This is a genomic window from Heliomarina baculiformis (assembly GCF_019966545.1).
GTDB classification, from domain to species: Bacteria; Pseudomonadota; Alphaproteobacteria; order Rhodobacterales; family Rhodobacteraceae; genus Heliomarina; species Heliomarina baculiformis.
On record NZ_JAIMIC010000015.1, the window covers coordinates 1 to 20,104 of the forward strand.

Genomic DNA, 20,104 nt, shown 5'->3' on the forward strand with positions numbered 1-20,104 from the left:
ATAATCCGGGAATGAAACAAGAACATGAACATAGTGATATCAATACGTTAGTGTCCACCAATGGAACAAGAACGACAGTCGGAAAACACCGAGAAATCGAGCTCAGACCCGCCAAACGGGCCCTCAGTCAACGACGACAGCGAGAGAGATCGCCCCGACGGCGAGGCCTTGCGCCTGCCCTCCTCTATGGCGGGGTCCGGCACGCTCGATCGACTGGTCGATACGGCCCGCGACTATGCCCGGGCCGCGGCCTCAGATAACACGCTGAAAGCCTATGCGACGGACTGGACACACTTCGCGCGCTGGTGCCGGATGAAGGGTGCCGAGCCGCTGCCACCATCGCCGGAGTTGATCGGGCTATATCTTGCAGACCTCGCGTCCGGGTCAGGCCCCTCGCCTTCGCAGTCGGCGTCCCGACCCCTCTCCGTCTCGACCATCGACCGCCGCCTGTCGGGCCTCGCCTGGAACGTCGCGCAGCGGGGGTTCACCCTTGACCGCAAGAACCGGCACATCGCCACGGTGCTGGCGGGGATCAAGCGCAAGCACGCGCGTCCGCCGGTGCAGAAGGAAGCCATTCTGGCCGAGGACATCCTCGCGATGGTGGCCACCCTGCCCTATGACCTGCGCGGGCTGCGGGATCGGGCCATCCTGCTGCTGGGATACGCTGGGGGACTGCGCCGCTCGGAAATCGTCAGCCTCGACGTGCACAAGGACGACACACCGGACTCCGGCGGCTGGATCGAGATCCTCGAGGATGGCGCGGTGCTGACCCTGAACGCCAAGACCGGTTGGCGTGAGGTCGAGATTGGGCGCGGATCTTCGGAACAAACCTGCCCGGTGCATGCGCTCGAGCAATGGCTGCACTTCGCGAAAGTTGATTTCGGGCCGGTTTTCACCGGCGTGACCCGTGATGGCAAGCGCGCGCAGCAAACACGGTTGAACGACAAACATATCGCTAGGCTGATCAAAGCCTGCGCTCTAAAGGCGGGCCTGCGCCCTGACCTGCCCGATGCCGAACGCGTCAAACTCTACTCTGGCCACTCCCTGCGCGCCGGCCTGGCCAGTTCGGCCGAGGTCGACGAGCGTTACGTTCAAAAGCAGCTTGGCCATGCAAGCGCCGAAATGACCCGCCGTTACCAGCGCCGCCGAGACAGGTTCCGCGTGAACCTGACGAAGGCAGCCGGGCTCTGATCGCGCGGTCATTCGGTCGTTTAGTAGTGATAGATAGAACTGCAAAAAGACTGTTTTGATGCCCCTGATCGGTTATGCCCGCGTATCGACCGAAGATCAGACCCCCCTGCCCCAGTCGCAGGCCCTGAAATCCGCAGGCTGCGCCGAAATCCATGAAGAACAGGCCTCGGGCGGCAATCGTGCGCGGCCGGTGCTTGCGCGGGTGTTGGAGCGCATCGGCAAGGGCGACACGCTGGTGGTCGTGCGGATTGACCGCCTCGCGCGATCCCTGTCGCATCTGCTGGAGGTGATCGAGCGGCTGGAGGCCAAGGGTGCGTTCTTTCGTTCCATTCAGGACCCGATCGACACCGGATCCCCGCAAGGCAAGTTCACACTGCAGGTTCTGGGCGCCGCGGCCGAGTTCGAGCGGGCGCTGATCCGGGAACGTACCAAGGCGGGGCTGGCGAGCGCCCGTACCAAGGGCCGGGTCGGCGGGAACCCTGGACTGCGGGCCAAAGACCCTGCTGCTCTTCGCAAAGTGCGGCTGGCGCGACAAGACGGCTACATGGAGCGTCTGAACGAGACGGCACAAGATTGGGTGCCCCATGTGCGCCGGTTGCGACCCGACTTGGCCTGGGAAGACGTGGTGCGCATCATCAACGGCCCATTGCCCGAGGCGCGTCGCTGGACCCAAAGCCGTCTCTTGCGCGCTGTGAATGCCTATGTCCGCGACGGCTTCCTGCCGGCCGAGGTGCTGGCCCGCGCCGGGCGCCGCGAAACCGGCGACCGTCTGCCCGCCATCGTCGCCGGCATCAAGGGCGCGGACCCCGACATCACGCTTCAGGCGATCTGTACCCGGCTGGAAGCGATGCGCGAACGCACACCACGCGGGCGGACAAGCTGGCAGCCTTCTTCGGTCAAGATGCTACTGGAGCGGGCTGAGAGGCTGGGGCTGCTCGATTGAGATTCCCGAGAATCGCCCATCCGATTCTGCCGACTGATTTCTGTACGCACTCACAATACATCTTGTGGTCACTACGTAGTTGGCAACGAGGTGTTGAAGTAGAGCGAGAGCGCAGTCGCCCAAGACGCTGATTTTTAACAGTTTACCGTCGACAGAAATCGGTGCCTTCAACGCCCCCAGGCCGCTCAACGGTTTGGTCTGGATTTATCCACAATATCTGTTAAGCTTTGCAAAACAATAAAGACTTGAGGGCAGTGATGAACGGGATACGGGCCTCCCAGAGATTTGAAGTCATGTCCAAGCGGCTTGGTAGTCGGTTGCGTGAACATGCGCAGGAAACCTTCCCACCGGACGCTCAGAAGGGCCTCCGACGCTTCGCCATGCGGGAAGCGGCTGAACTGCTTCGCATTAATCAGAATACCTTTCGCCATCATGTGTCAAACCTCGAAGGCTTTCCCGAAGGTGTCCTGGAGGGCGGCAACCGCCGTAGCTTCTCTGCAGAGGAGATGGTCGAGGCACAACGCGTACTTCTCGAGACTGGAAGGATCAAGCCAGAAGAACACCCGCACAGAAGACCGGGAGAGGCTTGTCAGGTCTTGACGATCTTCAACCTGAAGGGTGGTTCGGCAAAGACGTCATCTGTTGCCCATGTAGGACAACTACTGGGTCTGCGCGGCTACCGGGTCTTGCTGATCGACCTAGACAGCCAGGCAAGTCTGACAAACCTGTTCGGGGTTACTCCCGAGCTCGATCCGGATATGCCGACTTCATACGATCTTATCCGATCCGACGATCCATTGCCCGCAGCAGATATCATTCGCAAAACGAACTTCCCGACTGTGGATCTGATTCCAGCATCCATGGACATCATGGAGTACGAGTTCGAGGTCGCCTTGAGCTTCAGGCACGGCGCTACCACGTTCCATAGCCGCATCCGGGAAGCGCTTGAGCCCGTCCTCAACCGATATGATGTGGTGATATTTGACACCCCACCGCAGCTGAACTTCTCTGTGATCTCTGCACTCTTTGCATCAACTGGGGTCCTGATCCCGCTCAACGCGTCGATGCTCGATGTCATGTCGCTGGCGAGCTTTCTGGGCATGGCGAGCAACCTGATGGGCGTCGTCGAGGCACACGCCCCGGAACATGGACTGAACTTCGTGCGCGTTCTGATCACCCGCTACGAAAATACGGATGGTCCGCAGGTGCAGATCTCGTCTCTGCTTCGGACAGTCCTCGGGGATGCCGTGCTGTCTGCCGAGTTCCTGAAATCAACAGCCGTGGGTGATGCTGCGAACACCCAGCAGAGCATCTTCGAGGTCGAACCTCGCGACGTGAATCGCAGAACTTACGAGCGCGCGATCGAGTCCGTCTCGCGCGTGACCGACGAAGTCGAACGCGAAATCCTGAAAGCATGGGGGCGTAGCCATGGCGCGTAAGGTCTTCGGGGACTCACTCAAGAACGCGATGGGCAAAACGCCGCCTTCGGACGAGGATCTGGATGTGAAGCGAACGAGCCCAACTGTAGCTCGCGCACAAGCATCCGTGCTCGAAGAAGATAAACACGCCACGCGGCTGATCGACCCGACCGCCATACGGATGTCCGCGGTCATGGACCGCATCGATCCAAGCGATGGTCTGGATGAGCTTGTCTCTTCGATCCGCGAGCACGGTCAAAAGGTTCCAGTGCTGGTTCGCCGAACCCAGGACGGTGCGCTTGAGATCGTCTATGGACGCCGTCGGCTTCTCGCTTGTCGCCAACTTGGTCAGAAAGTGCGCGCCACGGTCATGGAGATGACCGACGAGGAAGCTCTCATTGCCCAAGGCGTGGAGAATAATGCGCGTCAAGACCCATCGTTCATCGAAAGGGCTCTGTTTGTCGCCGGGATCATTCGAGAACTTGGGAAAACCGACGAAACGCGCAAGAACGCTCAAACGATCGCGTATCGGGCACTTCAGATCGATGAATCGCTCGTCTCGCGGATGAACCGTATCGCTACGGGCATTCCGATGGAACTGATCCAGGCTATCGGACCTGCACACGGTGTTGGCCGACGGGTTTGGGAAAAGCTTTTCAGGCTGTGCGAGAAAGACGTCGCGAGAGCCCAAGAAATTGCCGGCGAAATCCCTCGCAACATACCGGGCCCCGACCGTCTCGAAGCGGCGGTTTCCTTGCTGACAGCCACCAAACCATCGACGCAGAAGACACATCCGAGTGAGCGCGTGAAGATCGGCCGAAAGGGCAACCGCATCACCATCGATGTGGACGCTGATCTTGTCCCTCGTGTTGAGGAGGCAGTCCGGAAGCTGGTCATGGAGCTTCTTGACCGCGGTCAAGACGGGCCAGAGTGACGACCCCGTGTCTTGACCGCGGTCAAGACATCAAAAGCAACGAGCAGAAAACGAAAGGAGGACCGGCTAGAAAAAGAAAGACCCCCCGAAAGCGATGCTTCCGAAGGGCCTCAATCAGTCTCGACACCTGATTGATACCCCCAAAACGAATCGATTTCAACACCGCTCGCGGTGAACGGGGAAGCTTTTTCTTCCGAAACACCATGAGACATGCAACTGAAACAACGACCGCCCTGGCGGAACGGATATCTCTGCCCTGCCCTAACCCCTACGAGCTTCTGGGTCCAGTTCGCGTACTGAGGAAGGAGCTCGGTCTCACAACCAATGACCTCGCCGTTCTGACCGCGCTCATTAGCTTCCTACCCCGCAAAGAACGTGAGATTCAGGACAGCCAGCGACTTACGCTCACTGTCGTGTTCCCGTCGAACGCTTCTCTGTCAGAGCGCGCAAATGGACTCGATGAGAGAACACTTCGACGCAGCCTAGGACGCCTCTCAGCTGCTGAACTAATCGAACGCAAGAACTCAGCAAATGGCAAACGCTTTCCGCTGCGGTATGGAGGCGTTATCAGAGATGCCTTTGGCATCGACCTGAAGCCCTTAATCCAGAGGTACGGCTCGCTCGCGACGCAAGCCTTGCAACTCACCGAGGAACGCGAGCGCTTGCGCTCACTGAAGGCTGAGGCGTTGGCCCTACGAACTTCGCTACTCCAACAGACACGCTTCGATGACGCAAAGCTCTCTACCCTCAACATGATCAGAAATGTCCTGCGTCGAGCAACATTAACCGTTGATGCAGTCCTGAGCGTTATCTCGGAACTTAGAGCCCTCGGAGCCGATACCGACGCAAGCTACGGTGAACACCATGCCGCAGAAAAAGCTGGTTCCGAAGATAATTTACAAGCTATCGAACACCGACGTTATGCACCAGAATCCAACGATCTGCCCGCCACAAACGGACAAAATGTCCGGCACATAGAGTCTATAAAAAAAGATATTAAAAAGATTGCGCCCTCTACGGTCAATCGCAGTGAACAAACCGCAAAAACCAACCCGACGATGAACCGAGACCCAGCACGCATGGCATGGGAGGATTTCACCCATGTTGCAGGATTTTTCCCAGAACCGCCGCGGACAGGAGAAGCCCTTACCCGCATTCTATACGAGCTCGGTCGATTGCTTAGAATAAGACAAGACGAACTTCGGTATGGCATCCAGAAAGCTGGCGCGGGAAAACTGCTTCTCGTCTTCGACTACCTGATAGCAAGAGCAGACACGATCAAACACCCTGACGCCTATTTCGAAAGGATCCTACGCACACAACTTGCTCCCACGTGAACTTCTTGACCGCGGTCAAGAACGATCATCGAGAGGGAAAGGATTGTTGGTTTGAGGGTGACGGGAAGTGAGATCGGGAGAGTGGCTTCCGACGCCCGTCGTGGAGAAGATCTGATGACCAAAGCTGTCCAGAAAATCACCCTGTCCCCTTCCCGGGATATCCCTTTTGATAAGCTGGTGCTGAGCCAGTCCAACGTGCGGCGCATCAAGGCTGGCGTGTCCGTCGAGGAACTGGCCGAAGACATCGCCCGCCGCGGTCTGTTGCAGAGCCTAAGCGTGCGGCCCGTGTTGGCTGACGATGGGACCGAGACCGGCAAGTTCGAGATCCCGGCCGGGGGACGGCGGTTTCAAGCATTGTCCTTGCTGGTGAAGCAAAAGCGTTTGGCAAAGACCACGCCCATTCCCTGCATCGTCCGCGATGCTGCTTCCGAGATTCTGGCCGAGGACGATTCCCTTGCAGAGAACATGCAGCGCGTCGCCTTGCACCCGCTCGATCAGTTCCGCGCGTTTGTGTCCCTGCGGGATAAGGGTCAGAGCGATGCAGAGATTGCTGCGGCCTTCTTCGTGACGCCGCAGATCGTGAAGCAGCGCCTCAAACTTGCCTCCGTCGCCCCTGCCCTGCTTGAGGTCTACGCCGAGGATGGCATGACGCTGGAGCAGCTCATGGCCTTCACCGTGAACCCCGATCACGCGCGTCAGGTTCAGGTCTGGGATGTGATCCATTCATCCTGGAACAAGGAGCCATTCCAGATCCGGCGCATGCTGACCGAGACCTCGGTCCGGGCATACGACCGACGTGCGGTCTTTGTGGGTGTTGAGGCCTATGAAGCAGCGGGCGGCACGATGTTGCATGACCTCTTCCAAGGCGATGACGGTGGCTGGCTCGAGGACCCTGCCCTGCTCGATCGGCTGGTGACGGAAAAACTCAATGCTGAGGCTGAGACGGTTGCGGTTGAGGGCTGGAAGTGGATCGAGATCGCACTCGACCTGCCCTACGGCTACAGCCACGGGCTGCGGTCCTTGTCCGGCGATCCGGCACCGATGACGGATGACGAAGGTGCGGCCCATGCCAAGCTGCTCGTCGAGTACCGGGCGCTCGAGGAGGAATACGCGGATCAGGATGACATCCCCGACGAGGTCGAAACGCGGCTTGGCGTGTTGGAAACGGAGATGGAAAAGATCGAGACCCGGCCGTTGATCTTCGACGCGGAGGAGATCGGGCGGGCAGGGGCGTTCGTCACGCTCGACCGCTACGGCGCTCTGGCAGTCTATCGCGGGTATGTGCGTCCAGAGGATGAGCCTGTTGAGGAGGCCGCGGTCCAGGATGGTACTGATCCTGCGGTAGCGGGGCAGGGGGATGATCGTGGTCTCGCCGATGGCCATGGCAGTGCCGCTCATGGCGGAACCGTCATCATGTCGGGTGGCCAGCCGATCGGAGCTGACTTGCCGGAGGATGAGGACGACGGGGCGTTGAAGCCGCTGCCCGAGCGGTTGGTCATGGAGTTGACGGCCCACCGGACGCTGGCTCTGCGTGAAGCGATCGGGCGCTCGCCGGATGTGGCGTTGACGCTGCTGCTGCTGAAGCTGGTGACGGACACCTTCCGCACCTCCTCTGCTTCGGGCAGCTGTCTCGAAGTCTCAGTGCGTCAGGTCTACATGTCGGCGCAGGCGCTCGATCTGAAGGACAGCGTGGTGGCAAAGCTGGTCGACGAGCGTCACGCGGAATGGGAAGCCGATCTGCCGCTTGGCGATGATGCGGCACTCTGGGACTATCTGACGATCCTCGACCAGGGCAGTCGGCTGGCCCTGCTGGCGCATTGCCTCAGCTTCGGCGTCAACGCGCTGCATGAGAAGGTGAACCCTTACGGGGCAGGCATCTCTGCAGGGGGTCTGACCCGGCGTATGGCGCATGCCGATCTCGTGGCGCGCGCGACAGGTCTCGATATGGTCGAGGCGGGATGGGAGCCGACGGTCGACACCTATCTCAACCGCGTGCCCAAGGCCCGCATCCTCGAGGCCGTGCGCGAGGCGAAAGGGGAGGGGACTGCACAGCTCCTCGATCACCTGAAGAAGGGCGAGATGGCCAGTGAGGCCGAGCGCTTGCTGAAGGGCAGCGGCTGGTTGCCCGAAGTCCTGCGCCGGAACGATCTCGTGGCGCTGGACGGTGAGGACTGTGCCGAAGCGACTGACAGCGTCAGTGAAGCTGACCTTCCTGCATTCCTGACGGATGACCTGCCTGCTGAAAGCGCGTCGATGCTGGCCGCCGAGTAACGAAGTTCAGCAAGGGGCGGATATTCCGCCCCAAATCACCCTATAATATAACAATATCAATAAGATGAGTGCGATTTCTCGCATTCGGAATGAGGAATCATGTCTGCAACAACCATCATCGACACCGCGCCCCTTGGGGCGCTCATTCGCTACACCGACGGCAGTCCCAAGCCGCCGGCACGCTTCACCAAGAAGCTTGCCGCCTGGGAGCGCTCGAACGGCGTTGGCCGTCTTGTGAAAAAGGAACCACCCCGGCCCTATCCGACCTGGACGGCTCCCGCGTCGTTCACGCTGCATGAGGGTAACTTCTCCTCGGAGGGGGTGATCCTCGTGACCATCATGCGCAGTCATTCGGCTGACAGCGCCCTTGTCTTCGAGGTGGCCGAGGAGCCGAAGCCTGGGCAGGTGTGCGTGCTTCTGGACTTCGGCGGCAACACGGAGCTGTTGCATCTGGCGGAGTCCGTCACTGCGGCCGAGCTCTGGATCGCCAAGGAAGGATACCGCAACGCGCGGCTTGAAATCGTCGGCGATGAACAGGGCGAAAGGGCAGGGGGCGCGGACCTGGCCGCCTGAGCCCAACTGAAACCGAGGGGCCCGCCCAAGCGCGGGCCTCTCAACCATCACAGCCTCGTCCTTTGAGTTAGCGGGGCACCAAAGGATCAATCCCCAAAGATGGAGTCTTCAACCAAGAGCGTGGCCGGGAGGCTGGCGGCGTTCCAAGCATCAGCGGGACAACCGGCTCCAGTCGTCAGGGCACCATCCCCCGCTCGCCATTCCCTTCCTTGCCCCGAATCCCGTCTTCGAGATCAACCCGCGGGGGGTCGGACTACGGGGCAAGCCCGTGCCGCCGGGTGGATTCGGGCGAGCCGAACGCACCCGGTGATGTCAGCCAGTATTCGGGCCTGCGGGGTCCTGTCGCGCGGGGGATGGTCCCCCGCCTCCCAGACAGGAGCCAAACAGATGTCCCGCAAAGATGCACACGCCTTCGCAGCCTCCCTCGCCGCCACGCTCATGGTCTCGATCGTCGTCTTCCAGGCAGGGGATGGAACCTTCGGCGCCGTCCCCGCCGATGAAATCGACGGCGACGAGGTTCAGGTGCTTGTTGAGATTGACCCGTGGGCTTAGGCCCACGGTTACCTCGGCAGACTCTCGCAGTGCCGCCCTCGCGCGCGCCATCCGCGGGGCCTTCGCACAGCGGACCGTCGATGGTGCATCGCTAGACGGCCCGAGGCCGAGGATGCGCCAGTCGCAATACGACCGCCACAAGGTCAGGATGATAGACGTGTTCGGCCCACTCCGGTCATTCCTGTTCAACTCTGTGAATGTCTATTTACCCTATGTTGTGAACATTTGCAGCATTTGTTCATTCTCGAGAGATCGCATCAAGCACGGGGCATTCCGGAATCTCGGCACCTGAACATCTGGATGCGGTCTCAGCCAGCACCGTCTCGATACGCCGAAGATCCGCGATCCTCGCGTGGACATCGGCAAGGTGCCGCTCCGTCCGTTCCTTGACCTCGGCGCAGGTCGGCGCCGTGCCGTCTTCGAGCCCCATCAGCCCGCGAATGTCCTCCATCGAGAACCCGAGTTCGCGGGCGCGCAGGATGAAGCGCAGGCGCGTGGCGTGCGCGGCGGAATAGATGCGGTAGCCGGCGTCGGTCCGGGGCGGGTCGGGCAACAGGCCGGTCTTCTCGTAATATCGGATCGTCTCGATATTGCAGCCGGTCGTCCGGGCAAGATCTCCGCGTGTGAAGCCGCTCTCGCGCTCGTGATCGATCATGGGCAAATTTCCTCTTGAGCCTGTAGTTGCTACAGACCCTACACTAATCGTCAATCACAGACGAGAGGTGCGCGACATGGCGCTGACAGACGACAGAACGGACAGCACGGGCGCGGATCGCCTCGCCCGAAAGGGCTGGCTCGCGGCGGGCGGTGTGCTGGGCGCCTTTCTCGCCTCGGCCTGCTGCATCGGGCCGCTGGTGCTTTTGACCCTCGGCATCTCGGGGGCCTGGATCGGCAACCTGACGGCACTGGAGCCTTACAAGCCGATCTTCGCCGTGATCGCGCTCGGCTTCATCGCGGCGGGTTTCTGGCAGTTGTATTTCCGCAAGCCGACCGTCTGCGAACCCGACTCCTACTGCGCAAGGCCAGCCTCGGCGCGCATCACAAAGACCGCGCTCTGGGCTTCCCTGATCCTCGTCGTCGCCGCGCTCACCATCGACTGGTGGGCCCCGCTTCTCTACTGACCCCGAAAGGACATCCCCATGAAGAAGATCCTTGCACTCGCCCTGTTCGGCCTGACCGCCACAGCACACATCACCGCCATCCCTGCTGCCGCGCAGACCGTCGCCGCCGAGCAGACCGTCACCTTCGCGGTCGACAACATGACCTGCGCGCTGTGTCCGGTGACGGTGAAGCGCGCGATGGAGGGCGTCGCGGGCGTGCGCGCCGTCGAGATCGACTTCGAGGCGCGCACCGCAACGGTGATCTTCGACACCGCCGCGACCAGCGCCGACGCCATCGCAACCGCGTCGGCCAATGCAGGCTACCCGGCGCGTGTCGCGGGCTGACGAGATGACCGGGCAGTCCGACCGCAAGCTGATCGCGACAGGGATCGTCGGCACCGTCATCGCGGCGCTGTGCTGCTTCACGCCGGTGCTCGTGGTGCTTTTCGGTGCCGTGGGCCTGTCAGCCTGGCTGGGTTGGCTCGACTATGTGCTGCTGCCCGCGTTCGCCTTTTTCGTCGCACTGACCGTGTATGCGACTTTGCGGCGGCAACGGCGCAAAAAATAACACCTGAAAAAACGACACCTGAGAGGATACACAATGATGACCAATTGCTTCTCCACGATGACCAGTTTCGGCCCGGGCTGGACGTTTACCCTCGCTTTGATGGCGGCAGCCGTGGCCGCGACCTATCTGCTGACCAAGCGGTCGGATGAAACCTCCGTAGACATTTCACAATGAACGACTGCTGCACCATTCCCCAATCAGACCAGAATACTTTCGACCTTGCCGTGATCGGCGCCGGATCGGCCGGCTTCTCGGCCGCGATCACCGCCGCCGAGGGAGGCAAGCGCGTCGCGCTGATCGGCCATGGCACCATCGGCGGGACCTGCGTGAACGTGGGCTGCGTGCCCTCCAAAACGATGATCAGGGCCGCGGAAGCCATGCACGGTGCGCAGACAGCACATCGGTTCCCGGGCCTGAACGGCGAGGCGCAGGTCGCCGACTGGTCGGCGCTGATTGCGGCCAAGGACCATCTGGTGGCGACGCTGCGCCAGAAGAAATACGCCGATCTGCTGCCGGGCTACGGCGGTGTGACCTATCTCGACGAGGGTCCGGCGCGGCTCGTCCCCGGCGGTGTCGATGTCGGCGGGCGCAGGATCACGGCACCCAAGGTCATCGTCGCCACCGGCGGCCGACCCGCCGTGCCCGACATCCCTGGGGTCCAGGACGCACCATCGCTCGACAGCACATCACTGCTGGAGCTGGACCAGTTGCCCGAGAGCCTGATCTTTCTCGGCGGCGGCTATATCGGCGTGGAGCTGGCGCAGATGATGGCGCGGATGGGCACCCGCGTCACGCTTCTCTGCCGCTCGCGCCTGCTGCCGCGTACCGAGCCGGAGGTGTCCCGGGCGCTGACGGAGACGCTGCGCGCCGAGGGCGTCGCCGTTGTCGATGGCGCGACCTACGACGCCGCACGGCGCGACGGGGCCCGTGCGGTCCTGACGGTGACGGTGGACGGCGCCGAACGCGATCTGACGGCCGACCGCCTCGTCCTGACGACGGGACGCGCAGCCAACACCGAGGGGCTGGGCCTCGCGGAGATGGGCGTCGAGACCGACGCGCGCGGCGCGATCCGGGTGGGCGACGACATGCAGACCACGAAGGCCGGCATTTTCGCGGCAGGCGACGTCACCGACCGCGACCAGTTCGTCTACATGGCCGCCTATGGCGCCAAGCTCGCGTCCCGCAACGCCGTTCTGGGCGGGGCGGAGCGCTACGAAAACGCCGCGATGCCGTGGGTGGTGTTCACCGATCCGCAGGTTGCAGGCGTGGGCCTGACCGAGGCGCAGGCCCGCGCGGCGGGTCATGACGTCAAGACCAGTGTGCTGACCCTCGACAACGTACCCCGCGCGCTCGCCGCCCGCGACACGCGCGGCCTGATCAAGCTGGTCGCGGACCGGGCGACCGACCGCCTGCTGGGCGGCGTGATCATGGCGCCGGAGGGAGCCGACAGTGTCCAGACGCTCGCCATGGCGCTCAAGGTCGGCATGACGACAAAGGCGCTCGGCGAGACGATCTTCCCCTATCTGACCACGGTAGAGGGGCTGAAGCTCGCCGCGCAGACCTTCGACAAGGATGTCGCGAAGCTGTCGTGCTGCGCGGGCTGATCCAGCAAAGGAACAAGTGTTGCAACCCATTTGAACCGACGGCCGTTTTTTGGGCCAATCACGCTCTCGAGTACGTAAACTGCCACCACTGTGGCAGGTCGGCGTCTGCGAACCCGACATTCAGGGCGAGCGCAGCGAATGACCGCAGTCCGCCGCTCTGTCACGGTCGCTTGAAGGTGCTAGCCACACTGAGCGCCCAGATGAGGCCGCTTATGTCTTGCGCGGGCACCAGGCTCAAATGAACGTGTCGGGCACCGCGCAGCCTCGGGTTCTTTAGCCGCAGGGTTGGTGATAGTTCAGCGGATTTCCAGGTCACCAGCAGGTGTGCCAGTAGCCAGCGCGTCCACGAACCACTTCGGTTTACGCCCACGACCGGACCAGGTGACGGCTGGGTTCTCAGGGTGCCGGCATTTTGGTCCGACTGGGGCGCGCTTGGCCTTGCTGTCTGTCCCGCCCAGTTCCGCCAGGGAGTAGCCCATTTCTCTGGTCACAGCTTCGAGCTTGGTGCGGGCTTCCGCCTTCTATCGATCCTCAAAGGTGGAGATTGCCTTGGCGATGTCCTTCTGCATTTTCTTCAGCTCGGGAAGCGACAACGCCTCGAGATTGTAATCAGCCATGCTATGCCTCGTGTTCTGAATGTTCCGGTATCGATAGCCCGCCGGGGCATGGCCCCGCAACTCCCGCCAGGCAAGACGAGGGATGGCGGGAGCCGGTGATCGTCATTTTCGCCGCCAGTGGGGTGCTGGGCTTGGGTTCAGGCAGTCCCGATTGGCAAGATGAGAGGGTCTGGCATGGGCTCCCTCCGCCTCTCTGGCTTCTGGTCCATCCCTTCGACTGACAATCCCCTAATCCCGTTCGGTCTCCTGCGCGCAACCCCGCGTCAGCCCGGGCCGTGTTGGCCGCCTATGGCGTCCTGCCCGCTCCACCCCGGTCCTTTGGGGGTTTCCGGTGTCCATGCTGTCCACCGTGCACGCATCACCCGACGGGCTTTTTCCGGGTCTTGTCGAAGGGACGGTCCCGAAGACAGGAAACACAGGAGCTTATCATGCAGAACATCGTCATCCTCGCCGGCAACATCGGTCAGACCCCCGAAGTCCGCACCACCCAGGGCGGCACCAAGATCACCAACTTCAGCCTCGCCACCTCCCGCCCCCGCCTCTCGGAAGGTCGCGTCCTGCGCGACGAGAACGGCTACCGGGTCATGGACACCGAATGGCACCGCATCACCTGCTTCAACGGTCTCGGCAAGACGGTCGCTGAGCATTGCGAAAAGGGCATGAAGGTCCTCGTCCACGGTCGCATCCACTACACCAAGTGGATCGACAGCATGGGGAACGACCGCTACGGCTGCGAGATCATCGCCGAGAAGGTCGACTTCCTGAGCCGTCCGAAGTCGGCCGAGAACGAAAGCCCCGAGCTGGTCGACCGCGACGACGAGATCCCGTTCTGAGAACGGGGTCTCCCCCTCGGGCCCGGCGGGGAAACCCGCCGGGTCTCTTGGCGCGTCCGAAGTCGCGAAACTTTCGGCTTATTACCTCGCCAACCGCATATTATGAGGAAGGACGCCAAGCGGACCGAAAAAGCTATGGCGATTTGCAGCGATATCGAATACAGAACGGTCGACATTCTGATTCACCGAAGAAAGACCGGCCATGGACGACATCGACCGAAAAATCATTAAGATCCTCTCCGAGGATGCCCGGCGGTCGCTGTCGGATATCGGCAATGCTGTTGGCCTCGCCCCGTCCAGTGTGAACGAGCGGATCAAGCGTCTGGGTGCCTCCGGCACCCTCAGGCGCTTCACGGTCGAGACCGATCCCGCTACGATGGGCCTTCCGGTCCTTGCCTTCATCTGGGTCGCCCTGCGCGAGAATGCCGATGAAGACCTGTTCCGCAGCTTCGTTGCCGAGAGCCCCCATGTTCTGGAATGCCACCATGTGACGGGCGCATGGTCCTATCTGATCAAGATCAGGTTCGCGCAACCCGCTGACATCGAACCCTTTCTGGCCGCGCTGAAAGCGCACCGGTTCCTTGGTAGAAGCGAGACGATCCTTGCCCTGTCGTCTCCGGTTCTCGGGGTGTTCGTTGCAGACGGGGATGCCTGATGGATGTCGCGCTGTTCCTGAAGAGTGTGGTGCTCGGGCTCGCCATCGCAGCACCTCTGGGCCCGATCGGTGCGCTGTGCATCAACCGGACGCTCGAACGCGGCTTCTTGGCTGGCGTGGCGGGAGGGTTGGGGACAGCCATCGCCGATGGGGTCTATGCCACGCTCGTGGCTTTCGGCTTCGCGACGTTTTCGGCCATCCTGACCGGGATCGACATTCCGATGCGCCTCGCGGGCGGCGTCTTCATGCTCTACTTGGGCTGGAAGACATTCCAAGCCAAACCGAGGGTCGTCGCGGCAACGGTGTCCACGCGTGATCTGGTCGGGACGACGGCAGCCACGTTCTTTCTGACGATCACCAACCCGATGACGATCCTGTCTTTCATCGCGCTTTTTGCGGGATTGGGGCTGGCCTCGGCCTCGGGTGTGTCGGCGGCCTTGACGGTGATCGCCGGTGTCGTCCTTGGCTCGATGCTGTGGTGGACCGTGCTGTCGGGTGGCGTGGCACTGGTGCGGCACCGCCTGCCGCCTGCTTTCGCCATCTGGACCTCGCGGGTCTCGGCAATCATCCTGCTTGGTTTCGGCATCTGGGCCATTGGATCGGTTCTGCTGGCGTGGTCCGTCCAATGAAATCCGTGAGGCCGTTCATTGGACTTTGCTGCCGCGTTCCCTGAGAGTGAGAGGAGTGCCGGTTTCCCGGTGACGGGTTGAAGGCTGGGAGAGTGGCTCCCGGCGCTCGTCGCGGGAGATAGCCGATGGGCGTTGTGGAAGTTCTGGATCCGGTCGCACCGGCGCGTGCGGGTGGCTGGAAGGTGGATGTGAGCCGGGGGGAGCGGAACGGGCGGGTGTCGTCCGAATGGTTCAACCGGCCGGATGACGAGCGGTATCTTTCGCTCGATGATCTCTGGGCCAATGTGAAAGGCCGGTCCGAGCGCAGCCGCAGCCGGGTGGTGCAGACGGCGGATATCCGCGTCGAGGCCGCGCGCGATAACCCCGAGCGTTTGCACCTGATGCTGCCGAAGGCACATGAACCGGTTGCACCCACGCATTGGGCGTTCGGCCAGCTTGCCAGCATCGTCGGCGCGCCGGCGTCCTACCTGCGCCAGTTGCCCGCGCCGTTGGCGGGCATCAACCTGCAATACGGCCTGACCAACCACCGCGCCGAGCAGGTGAAGACCTTCGAGACGGAAGACGGCCGCACCGAACTGCGTGCGGTCACCGGCCCCGACTACGGCCGCATCCATGACCATGAACTGGTCGAGGCGGTGCAGCGCATCGCGGGCAATGGCACGGGCGACACGCGCTGGAAGGTGCCGGGCGTGCTCGACTGGTCGACCGGGGTCTACAACCCTGATGTCGAGATCAGCCGCGACACGACCACCCTCTATGCCTCGGACCGCGATGTCTTCCTGTTTCTTGTCGATGATCGCAACCCGATCGAGGCGGGCAAGTTGGCGGACGGCTCTCCCGACCTCTACTTCCGGGGCTTTTACTGCTGGAATTCGGAGGTGGGCGCCAAGACCCTCGGCATGGCGAGCTTCTACCTGCGGGCAGTGTGCCAGAACCGCAACCTCTGGGGCGTCGAGGATTTTCAGGAGATCCGGATCCGCCATTCGAAATACGCCGCCTCCCGCTTTGCCCATGAGGCGGCCCCGGCGCTGACGCGTTTCGCCAATTCCTCGCCGCAGGGCTTCCTGAACGGCATCAAGGCCGCGCGGCAGCAGATCGTGGCGCGCAGCGATGAGGATCGCGCGGATTTCCTGCGCAAGCGGGGCTTCTCGAAGGCGGAGTCCGGCAAGATCATCGAGAAAGTGCTGATGGAAGAAGGCCGCCCGCCCGAGAGTATCTTCGACTTCGTGCAGGGCATCACGCGGCTGGCGCGCGACAAGACCCAGCAGGATGCCCGCCTCGACATGGAAGGGCGCGCCAAGAAGCTGCTCGACCGGGTCGGCTGACAGAGCGCCCCATGCAGCGACCGCCCGACACCGGGGCGGTCGCTGTAGCCTTTTTCTCAACATGCACGCCGTTGGCTTTGCCCCGAAAGGGCAGGGGGCGTCGGTGTGCGCATTTCAGCGAGACACCTATGACTCCCCAGGAAGAAACCGTCATTCTCGAGGCCCGCGATATCCTCGGCCGCTACCTCAGCCAGAACCCGGTCATCGGCAGCTGGCAGGCGCTGATGGACTATTGCGCGCTCACGGTTCGCGGTCCCATCGAGCGATTCCATGTCCTCTATCTCGACCGCAAGAACCGCATCATCGCCGATGAGCTTTTGTCGACCGGCACAGTCGATCATGTCCCCGTCTATCCGCGCGAGGTGATCAAGAGGGCCCTGATGCTGAACGCCAGCGCCCTGATCCTGATCCACAACCACCCTTCGGGCGATCCGACGCCGTCGGAGGCCGATCTCAGCATGACCAAGGAGATCCAGAAGGGCTGCAAATACCTCGGTCTGACAATGCATGACCACATCATCGTGGGTGCCGGAACGGAGCTGAGCTTGCGGGCCCTTGGCAAGCTCTGATGGTGCCAACAGACCTGCCGCCGCCCCTTCGAGGAAGAGGGCGGCGGTTTGGTCTTTGACGGATGAGGCGGGGAGAGTGGCTTCCCGCGCCGTTGGAGATATTGCCATGTTTGACCTTCCCCTGCCGATCCAACCGAGCCCGCGCCCGATGGGTCCTGGCACAAATGGTGGGACTGTCGCTTCTGATCCCAGCCTGCCTTTCGCGCTGACCCGGATGCACCGGACGCCAGCGGCCCTGATGTCGGGCACCGCTGCACCCGTGGTCGTTGAGCGTTTTGCGACCTTGGCCGATGCCATGCAGGGGGCCTATGAGCTTGCTGAGGACAACGGCTCCGATGCCGCGCCGCAGCTTCTGGCCATCCTTGATTGCGACCAGCGCCTGGTTCTTGCCGGTGCCGCCAGTCATTGCGCTGTGGCTTGGTGCCACCCTGTCGCCAATGCTCTTGAGGCGCGGGCCGTCGTGACCGAGGCAGTTCAACTTCGCGCCCAGGCTGGCCGTGCCATTGATTGGCGCGAGCCTGAGTTGGCGCAGCGGCTGCGTCACCGTGCCGATCTGCTGGATGCCCGCCTTGTCGACCCGCTCTGGCGCGCTTTTGCCGCCCGCGCGCTGCAGAACGCGGCGTGACGCCCGAGAGACAGAGGAGGGATGGGAAGGGTTTGAGCCTTCGGGGGGCAGAAGAGTGCGCCACCCGGGGGTCTGACCTGTCCTCACCGAAAGGAGTTATCCATGACCCAGACTGAACCCACTCTGGCCGCCCCGCTGCGGCCTTCCACTGTCGATTTCGGGGCGATCCTTGCCGCGCATGCCGAACGCACCGCCCGGACCCTCGCCCTGCGCCCGGGCAACAAGGACCGCCTGTTCGATGGCCTCATGGCCGCCGGCATCACCAATGTCACCGTGACCTTCGACGGCGCCGGTGACAGCGGCCAGATCGAAAGCATCGGCGCCTGGGCGGGTGAGACGGCTGTCGATTTTCCCGCAACCGAAATCCCCTATGCCGCGCTGACCTGGGATGACCCCGAGGTCGAGATGCGCAGCCTGTCACTGGAGGATGTCGTCGAGCAGCTCACCTACGACTTCCTCTCCGATACCCATGGCGGTTGGGAAAACAACGACGGCGCTTACGGCGAGTTCTGCTTCGACGCCGCGGCCCGCTGCATCCATCTCGAGTTCAACGAGCGCTTCACCTCGTCCGAACTCTACACGCACGATTTCTGAGGGGGCGACGATGGCACATCCTTATCACCACGCCCTGTCCTCAGTGAAGAAATGGGGCGGCACGGTCGATGATTTCATCGCCGTGCATACCTGGTTCGACCAGAGCAAGGAGATCACGGCCGACTTCCGGCACCGGGCGCTACGCCACCATGCCGAGGGCATATTCATGGCCGAGACGATCTTCGGTCCGACCCTCACCCTCTCGACCGGGCGCATTATCCCGACCCGCTGGGTCGGCGAGCAACATGTGAAGGAAGACCTCGGCTTCATCCCGAGCTTTGCTGACTGGGTGAAGGCCATCCGGCCCGAGCCCTGGATGGGTCGGACCGCGCGGATCGAGGCACTGGTCGATCCGCATCTCGCCTCGCCCGTGGTCGAGGTCACGTGACATGACCGATCCCACATATCTACGTCTTGCCTTGCCGCCGACCGCTTCGCCACTGGCAGTGGTTCGCGCGGCGGTCCGGGCGCTTCACCCCGACACGCGCGCCGTTCGCAGCTTCCGGGGCGCGCGCAAGCGCTTCTACCGGCAGATGCTTTGCGCGCATGCCGCGCGACAGGCGGGGGGCGACGAGCCCGCCGGCTGATCGCCCCCAACCACCCCTTTATTCCAACACAACGCCCGGCCGCCCGGCCGGGTTTTCCCCATTCAGGAGGTCCCCATGGCGGATTACTTCACCCAATTCTCGTGCCTGCTCGACGTCGGCACACCCGACAAGGCCGTCCGCGCGCTCGCGCTGTTCCAAGAACTGCGCGAAGCTGATCAGGACGCTGACGACCCGGAGGTCGCTGGCTTCGATCTCGTGCGCCAGGATGCTCCCGAGGACAGCACGCTCTGGATCCATGACGACGAGCACGGCGATGTCGAGGCGGTTATCCGCTTCGTGTTGCGCCTGGCAGAAGACCTCGACCTCACCGGCCTCTGGGGGTTCCAGTACGGGCTGACCTGTTCCCGGCCGCGCCTCGACGCCTTCGGCGGCCGCGCGCATGTCATCGATCTTGGTGCCCGCAAATCCATCGGCTGGACCAGCACGCAAGAATGGCTGGCCGCCGCGCTGAACGGGGAGGACGTCTATGCCTGAGGTGATCTGCACAACAGTCTACCAGTTCCTCGAGCTCTCGGATGCAGCCAAGGACAAGGCCCGCAGCTGGTATCGCGAGCTTGGGCCTCACGACGATTGGTGGGACGCGGTCTACGAAGATTTCGAGCGCATCTGCGATATTCTCGGCGTCCGGCTCAAAACCACGCCTGTGCGGCTGATGGGCGGCGGGACGCGGGCCAAACCCTGCATCTGGTTTTCAGGTTTCTGGAGCCAGGGTGATGGAGCGTCGTTCGAAGGGTACTTTGGTCACGCGAAGGGCGTCGCTGCGCGCATCCGGGACTACGCCCCGACCGACGCGACGCTACATGGCATCGCCGACCGGCTGCAGGCCATCCAGCGGCGCAACTTCTACCAGCTCGCCGCCGAGGCCAACCACCGCGGTCGCTACTACCACGAATACAGCATGTCGGTGGACGTCACGCGCGACAGCCCGACCTGGCAGCCGCCGACCGAGGACGCGGAGGAGATCGTGACCGAGGCGCTGCGCGATCTGGCCCGCTGGCTCTACCGCCAGCTTGAGGCCGAATACGACCACCTCACCTCGGACGAGGCCATCGAGGAGGGGATTATCGTGAACGAGTATACGTTCACGGAAGCCGGGCAGCGGTTCGGGTGAGAGCGCAGGCAGTTCATTTGATCTTTACAAGAAGGCCATATGATCTA

General features: G+C 62.5%; 26 protein-coding genes. 24 read left to right on the forward strand and 2 right to left on the reverse strand.

What is annotated here, in order from left to right:
* Positions 1–60: 60 nt before the first annotated feature.
* The 8 genes from MF268_RS22655 to MF268_RS22690 all read left to right on the forward strand — a co-directional run bounded on the left by MF268_RS22655 (position 61) and on the right by MF268_RS22690 (position 9,219).
* Positions 61–1,191: a tyrosine-type recombinase/integrase gene (locus MF268_RS22655; RefSeq protein ID WP_238373054.1), complete on the forward strand. Its 1,131-nt coding sequence runs from the start codon at positions 61–63 to the stop codon at positions 1,189–1,191.
* 58 nt (positions 1,192–1,249) lie between these two features.
* Positions 1,250–2,134 carry a recombinase family protein gene (locus tag MF268_RS22660; protein ID WP_111550027.1) on the forward strand — a complete coding sequence of 295 codons (885 nt, stop codon included), beginning with the start codon at positions 1,250–1,252 and terminating at the stop codon, positions 2,132–2,134.
* Between the two features lie 293 nt (positions 2,135–2,427).
* Positions 2,428–3,573, forward strand: coding sequence for a plasmid partitioning protein RepA (repA, locus tag MF268_RS22665; protein WP_157729110.1), 1,146 nt, complete (start codon positions 2,428–2,430; stop codon positions 3,571–3,573).
* Complete coding sequence (locus tag MF268_RS22670) at positions 3,563–4,486, forward strand: ParB/RepB/Spo0J family partition protein (RefSeq protein WP_238373055.1); 924 nt, start codon at positions 3,563–3,565, stop codon at positions 4,484–4,486. The genes repA and MF268_RS22670 overlap by 11 nt, the downstream gene beginning before the upstream one ends.
* Positions 4,487–4,689: 203 nt before the next feature.
* Positions 4,690–5,823, forward strand: a complete 1,134-nt coding sequence (locus tag MF268_RS22675; RefSeq protein ID WP_111550029.1) for a helix-turn-helix domain-containing protein — start codon at positions 4,690–4,692, stop codon at positions 5,821–5,823.
* Positions 5,824–5,937: 114 nt separating this feature from the next.
* Positions 5,938–8,094, forward strand: coding sequence for a ParB/RepB/Spo0J family partition protein (locus tag MF268_RS22680; RefSeq protein ID WP_238373056.1), 2,157 nt, complete (start codon positions 5,938–5,940; stop codon positions 8,092–8,094).
* A gap of 99 nt (positions 8,095–8,193) precedes the next feature.
* Positions 8,194–8,667, forward strand: a complete 474-nt coding sequence (locus MF268_RS22685; protein WP_238373057.1) for a hypothetical protein — start codon at positions 8,194–8,196, stop codon at positions 8,665–8,667.
* A 387-nt stretch (positions 8,668–9,054) separates the two neighbouring features.
* Complete coding sequence (locus MF268_RS22690; RefSeq protein WP_165375273.1) at positions 9,055–9,219, forward strand: hypothetical protein; 165 nt, start codon at positions 9,055–9,057, stop codon at positions 9,217–9,219.
* Positions 9,220–9,457: 238 nt separating this feature from the next.
* Here MF268_RS22690 and MF268_RS22695 read toward each other — a convergent pair whose 3' ends face one another.
* Entirely contained in the window at positions 9,458–9,874 is a 417-nt protein-coding gene (locus MF268_RS22695) for a MerR family transcriptional regulator (protein ID WP_216338289.1), read from the reverse strand.
* Between the two features lie 76 nt (positions 9,875–9,950).
* Between MF268_RS22695 and MF268_RS22700 the strand changes: the two genes are divergently transcribed.
* Genes MF268_RS22700 through merA form a run of 5 tightly spaced genes read left to right on the forward strand, consistent with a single transcriptional unit; the run spans position 9,951 to position 12,491 of the window.
* Entirely contained in the window at positions 9,951–10,340 is a 390-nt protein-coding gene (locus MF268_RS22700) for a mercuric transporter MerT family protein (protein WP_216338288.1), read from the forward strand.
* Positions 10,341–10,358: 18 nt separating this feature from the next.
* Positions 10,359–10,664 (forward strand): heavy-metal-associated domain-containing protein, encoded by a 306-nt coding sequence (locus MF268_RS22705; protein WP_216338287.1) that lies wholly within the window; start codon positions 10,359–10,361, stop codon positions 10,662–10,664.
* Between the two features lie 4 nt (positions 10,665–10,668).
* Entirely contained in the window at positions 10,669–10,887 is a 219-nt protein-coding gene (gene merF / locus MF268_RS22710) for a mercury resistance system transport protein MerF (RefSeq protein ID WP_216338286.1), read from the forward strand.
* 33 nt (positions 10,888–10,920) lie between these two features.
* Entirely contained in the window at positions 10,921–11,061 is a 141-nt protein-coding gene (locus tag MF268_RS22715; protein ID WP_238373058.1) for a hypothetical protein, read from the forward strand.
* Positions 11,058–12,491, forward strand: a complete 1,434-nt coding sequence (merA, locus tag MF268_RS22720; RefSeq protein WP_216338284.1) for a mercury(II) reductase — start codon at positions 11,058–11,060, stop codon at positions 12,489–12,491. Before MF268_RS22715 ends, merA begins: the two co-directional genes overlap by 4 nt.
* A gap of 296 nt (positions 12,492–12,787) precedes the next feature.
* Here merA and MF268_RS25510 read toward each other — a convergent pair whose 3' ends face one another.
* Complete coding sequence (locus tag MF268_RS25510; protein ID WP_420485457.1) at positions 12,788–12,970, reverse strand: H-NS histone family protein; 183 nt, start codon at positions 12,968–12,970, stop codon at positions 12,788–12,790.
* Between the two features lie 566 nt (positions 12,971–13,536).
* Between MF268_RS25510 and MF268_RS22730 the strand changes: the two genes are divergently transcribed.
* The 11 genes from MF268_RS22730 (at position 13,537) to MF268_RS22780 (ending at position 20,057) form a co-directional block, all read left to right on the forward strand.
* Positions 13,537–13,941, forward strand: coding sequence for a single-stranded DNA-binding protein (locus tag MF268_RS22730; RefSeq protein ID WP_161763811.1), 405 nt, complete (start codon positions 13,537–13,539; stop codon positions 13,939–13,941).
* A 202-nt stretch (positions 13,942–14,143) separates the two neighbouring features.
* Entirely contained in the window at positions 14,144–14,596 is a 453-nt protein-coding gene (locus tag MF268_RS22735) for an Lrp/AsnC family transcriptional regulator (protein ID WP_238373059.1), read from the forward strand.
* The gene (locus MF268_RS22740) at positions 14,596–15,225 is read left to right on the forward strand and encodes a LysE family translocator (RefSeq protein WP_238373060.1); all 630 of its coding nucleotides are present in this window, start codon (positions 14,596–14,598) and stop codon (positions 15,223–15,225) included. The genes MF268_RS22735 and MF268_RS22740 overlap by 1 nt, the downstream gene beginning before the upstream one ends.
* Before the next feature lie 125 nt (positions 15,226–15,350).
* Positions 15,351–16,550: a DUF932 domain-containing protein gene (locus MF268_RS22745; protein WP_238373061.1), complete on the forward strand. Its 1,200-nt coding sequence runs from the start codon at positions 15,351–15,353 to the stop codon at positions 16,548–16,550.
* A gap of 128 nt (positions 16,551–16,678) precedes the next feature.
* Entirely contained in the window at positions 16,679–17,119 is a 441-nt protein-coding gene (locus tag MF268_RS22750) for a JAB domain-containing protein (RefSeq protein ID WP_238373062.1), read from the forward strand.
* A gap of 106 nt (positions 17,120–17,225) precedes the next feature.
* The gene (locus MF268_RS22755; protein WP_238373063.1) at positions 17,226–17,744 is read left to right on the forward strand and encodes a DNA repair protein RadC; all 519 of its coding nucleotides are present in this window, start codon (positions 17,226–17,228) and stop codon (positions 17,742–17,744) included.
* Between the two features lie 102 nt (positions 17,745–17,846).
* Positions 17,847–18,338: a DUF6878 family protein gene (locus tag MF268_RS22760; protein WP_238373064.1), complete on the forward strand. Its 492-nt coding sequence runs from the start codon at positions 17,847–17,849 to the stop codon at positions 18,336–18,338.
* A 10-nt stretch (positions 18,339–18,348) separates the two neighbouring features.
* Positions 18,349–18,726 (forward strand): DUF6915 family protein, encoded by a 378-nt coding sequence (locus MF268_RS22765; protein WP_238373065.1) that lies wholly within the window; start codon positions 18,349–18,351, stop codon positions 18,724–18,726.
* A gap of 1 nt (position 18,727) precedes the next feature.
* Positions 18,728–18,925 carry a hypothetical protein gene (locus MF268_RS22770; RefSeq protein WP_238373066.1) on the forward strand — a complete coding sequence of 66 codons (198 nt, stop codon included), beginning with the start codon at positions 18,728–18,730 and terminating at the stop codon, positions 18,923–18,925.
* A 75-nt stretch (positions 18,926–19,000) separates the two neighbouring features.
* The gene (locus tag MF268_RS22775) at positions 19,001–19,420 is read left to right on the forward strand and encodes a hypothetical protein (RefSeq protein WP_238373067.1); all 420 of its coding nucleotides are present in this window, start codon (positions 19,001–19,003) and stop codon (positions 19,418–19,420) included.
* Entirely contained in the window at positions 19,413–20,057 is a 645-nt protein-coding gene (locus MF268_RS22780) for an antitoxin of toxin-antitoxin stability system (RefSeq protein ID WP_238373068.1), read from the forward strand. Before MF268_RS22775 ends, MF268_RS22780 begins: the two co-directional genes overlap by 8 nt.
* Positions 20,058–20,104 lie beyond the last annotated feature (47 nt).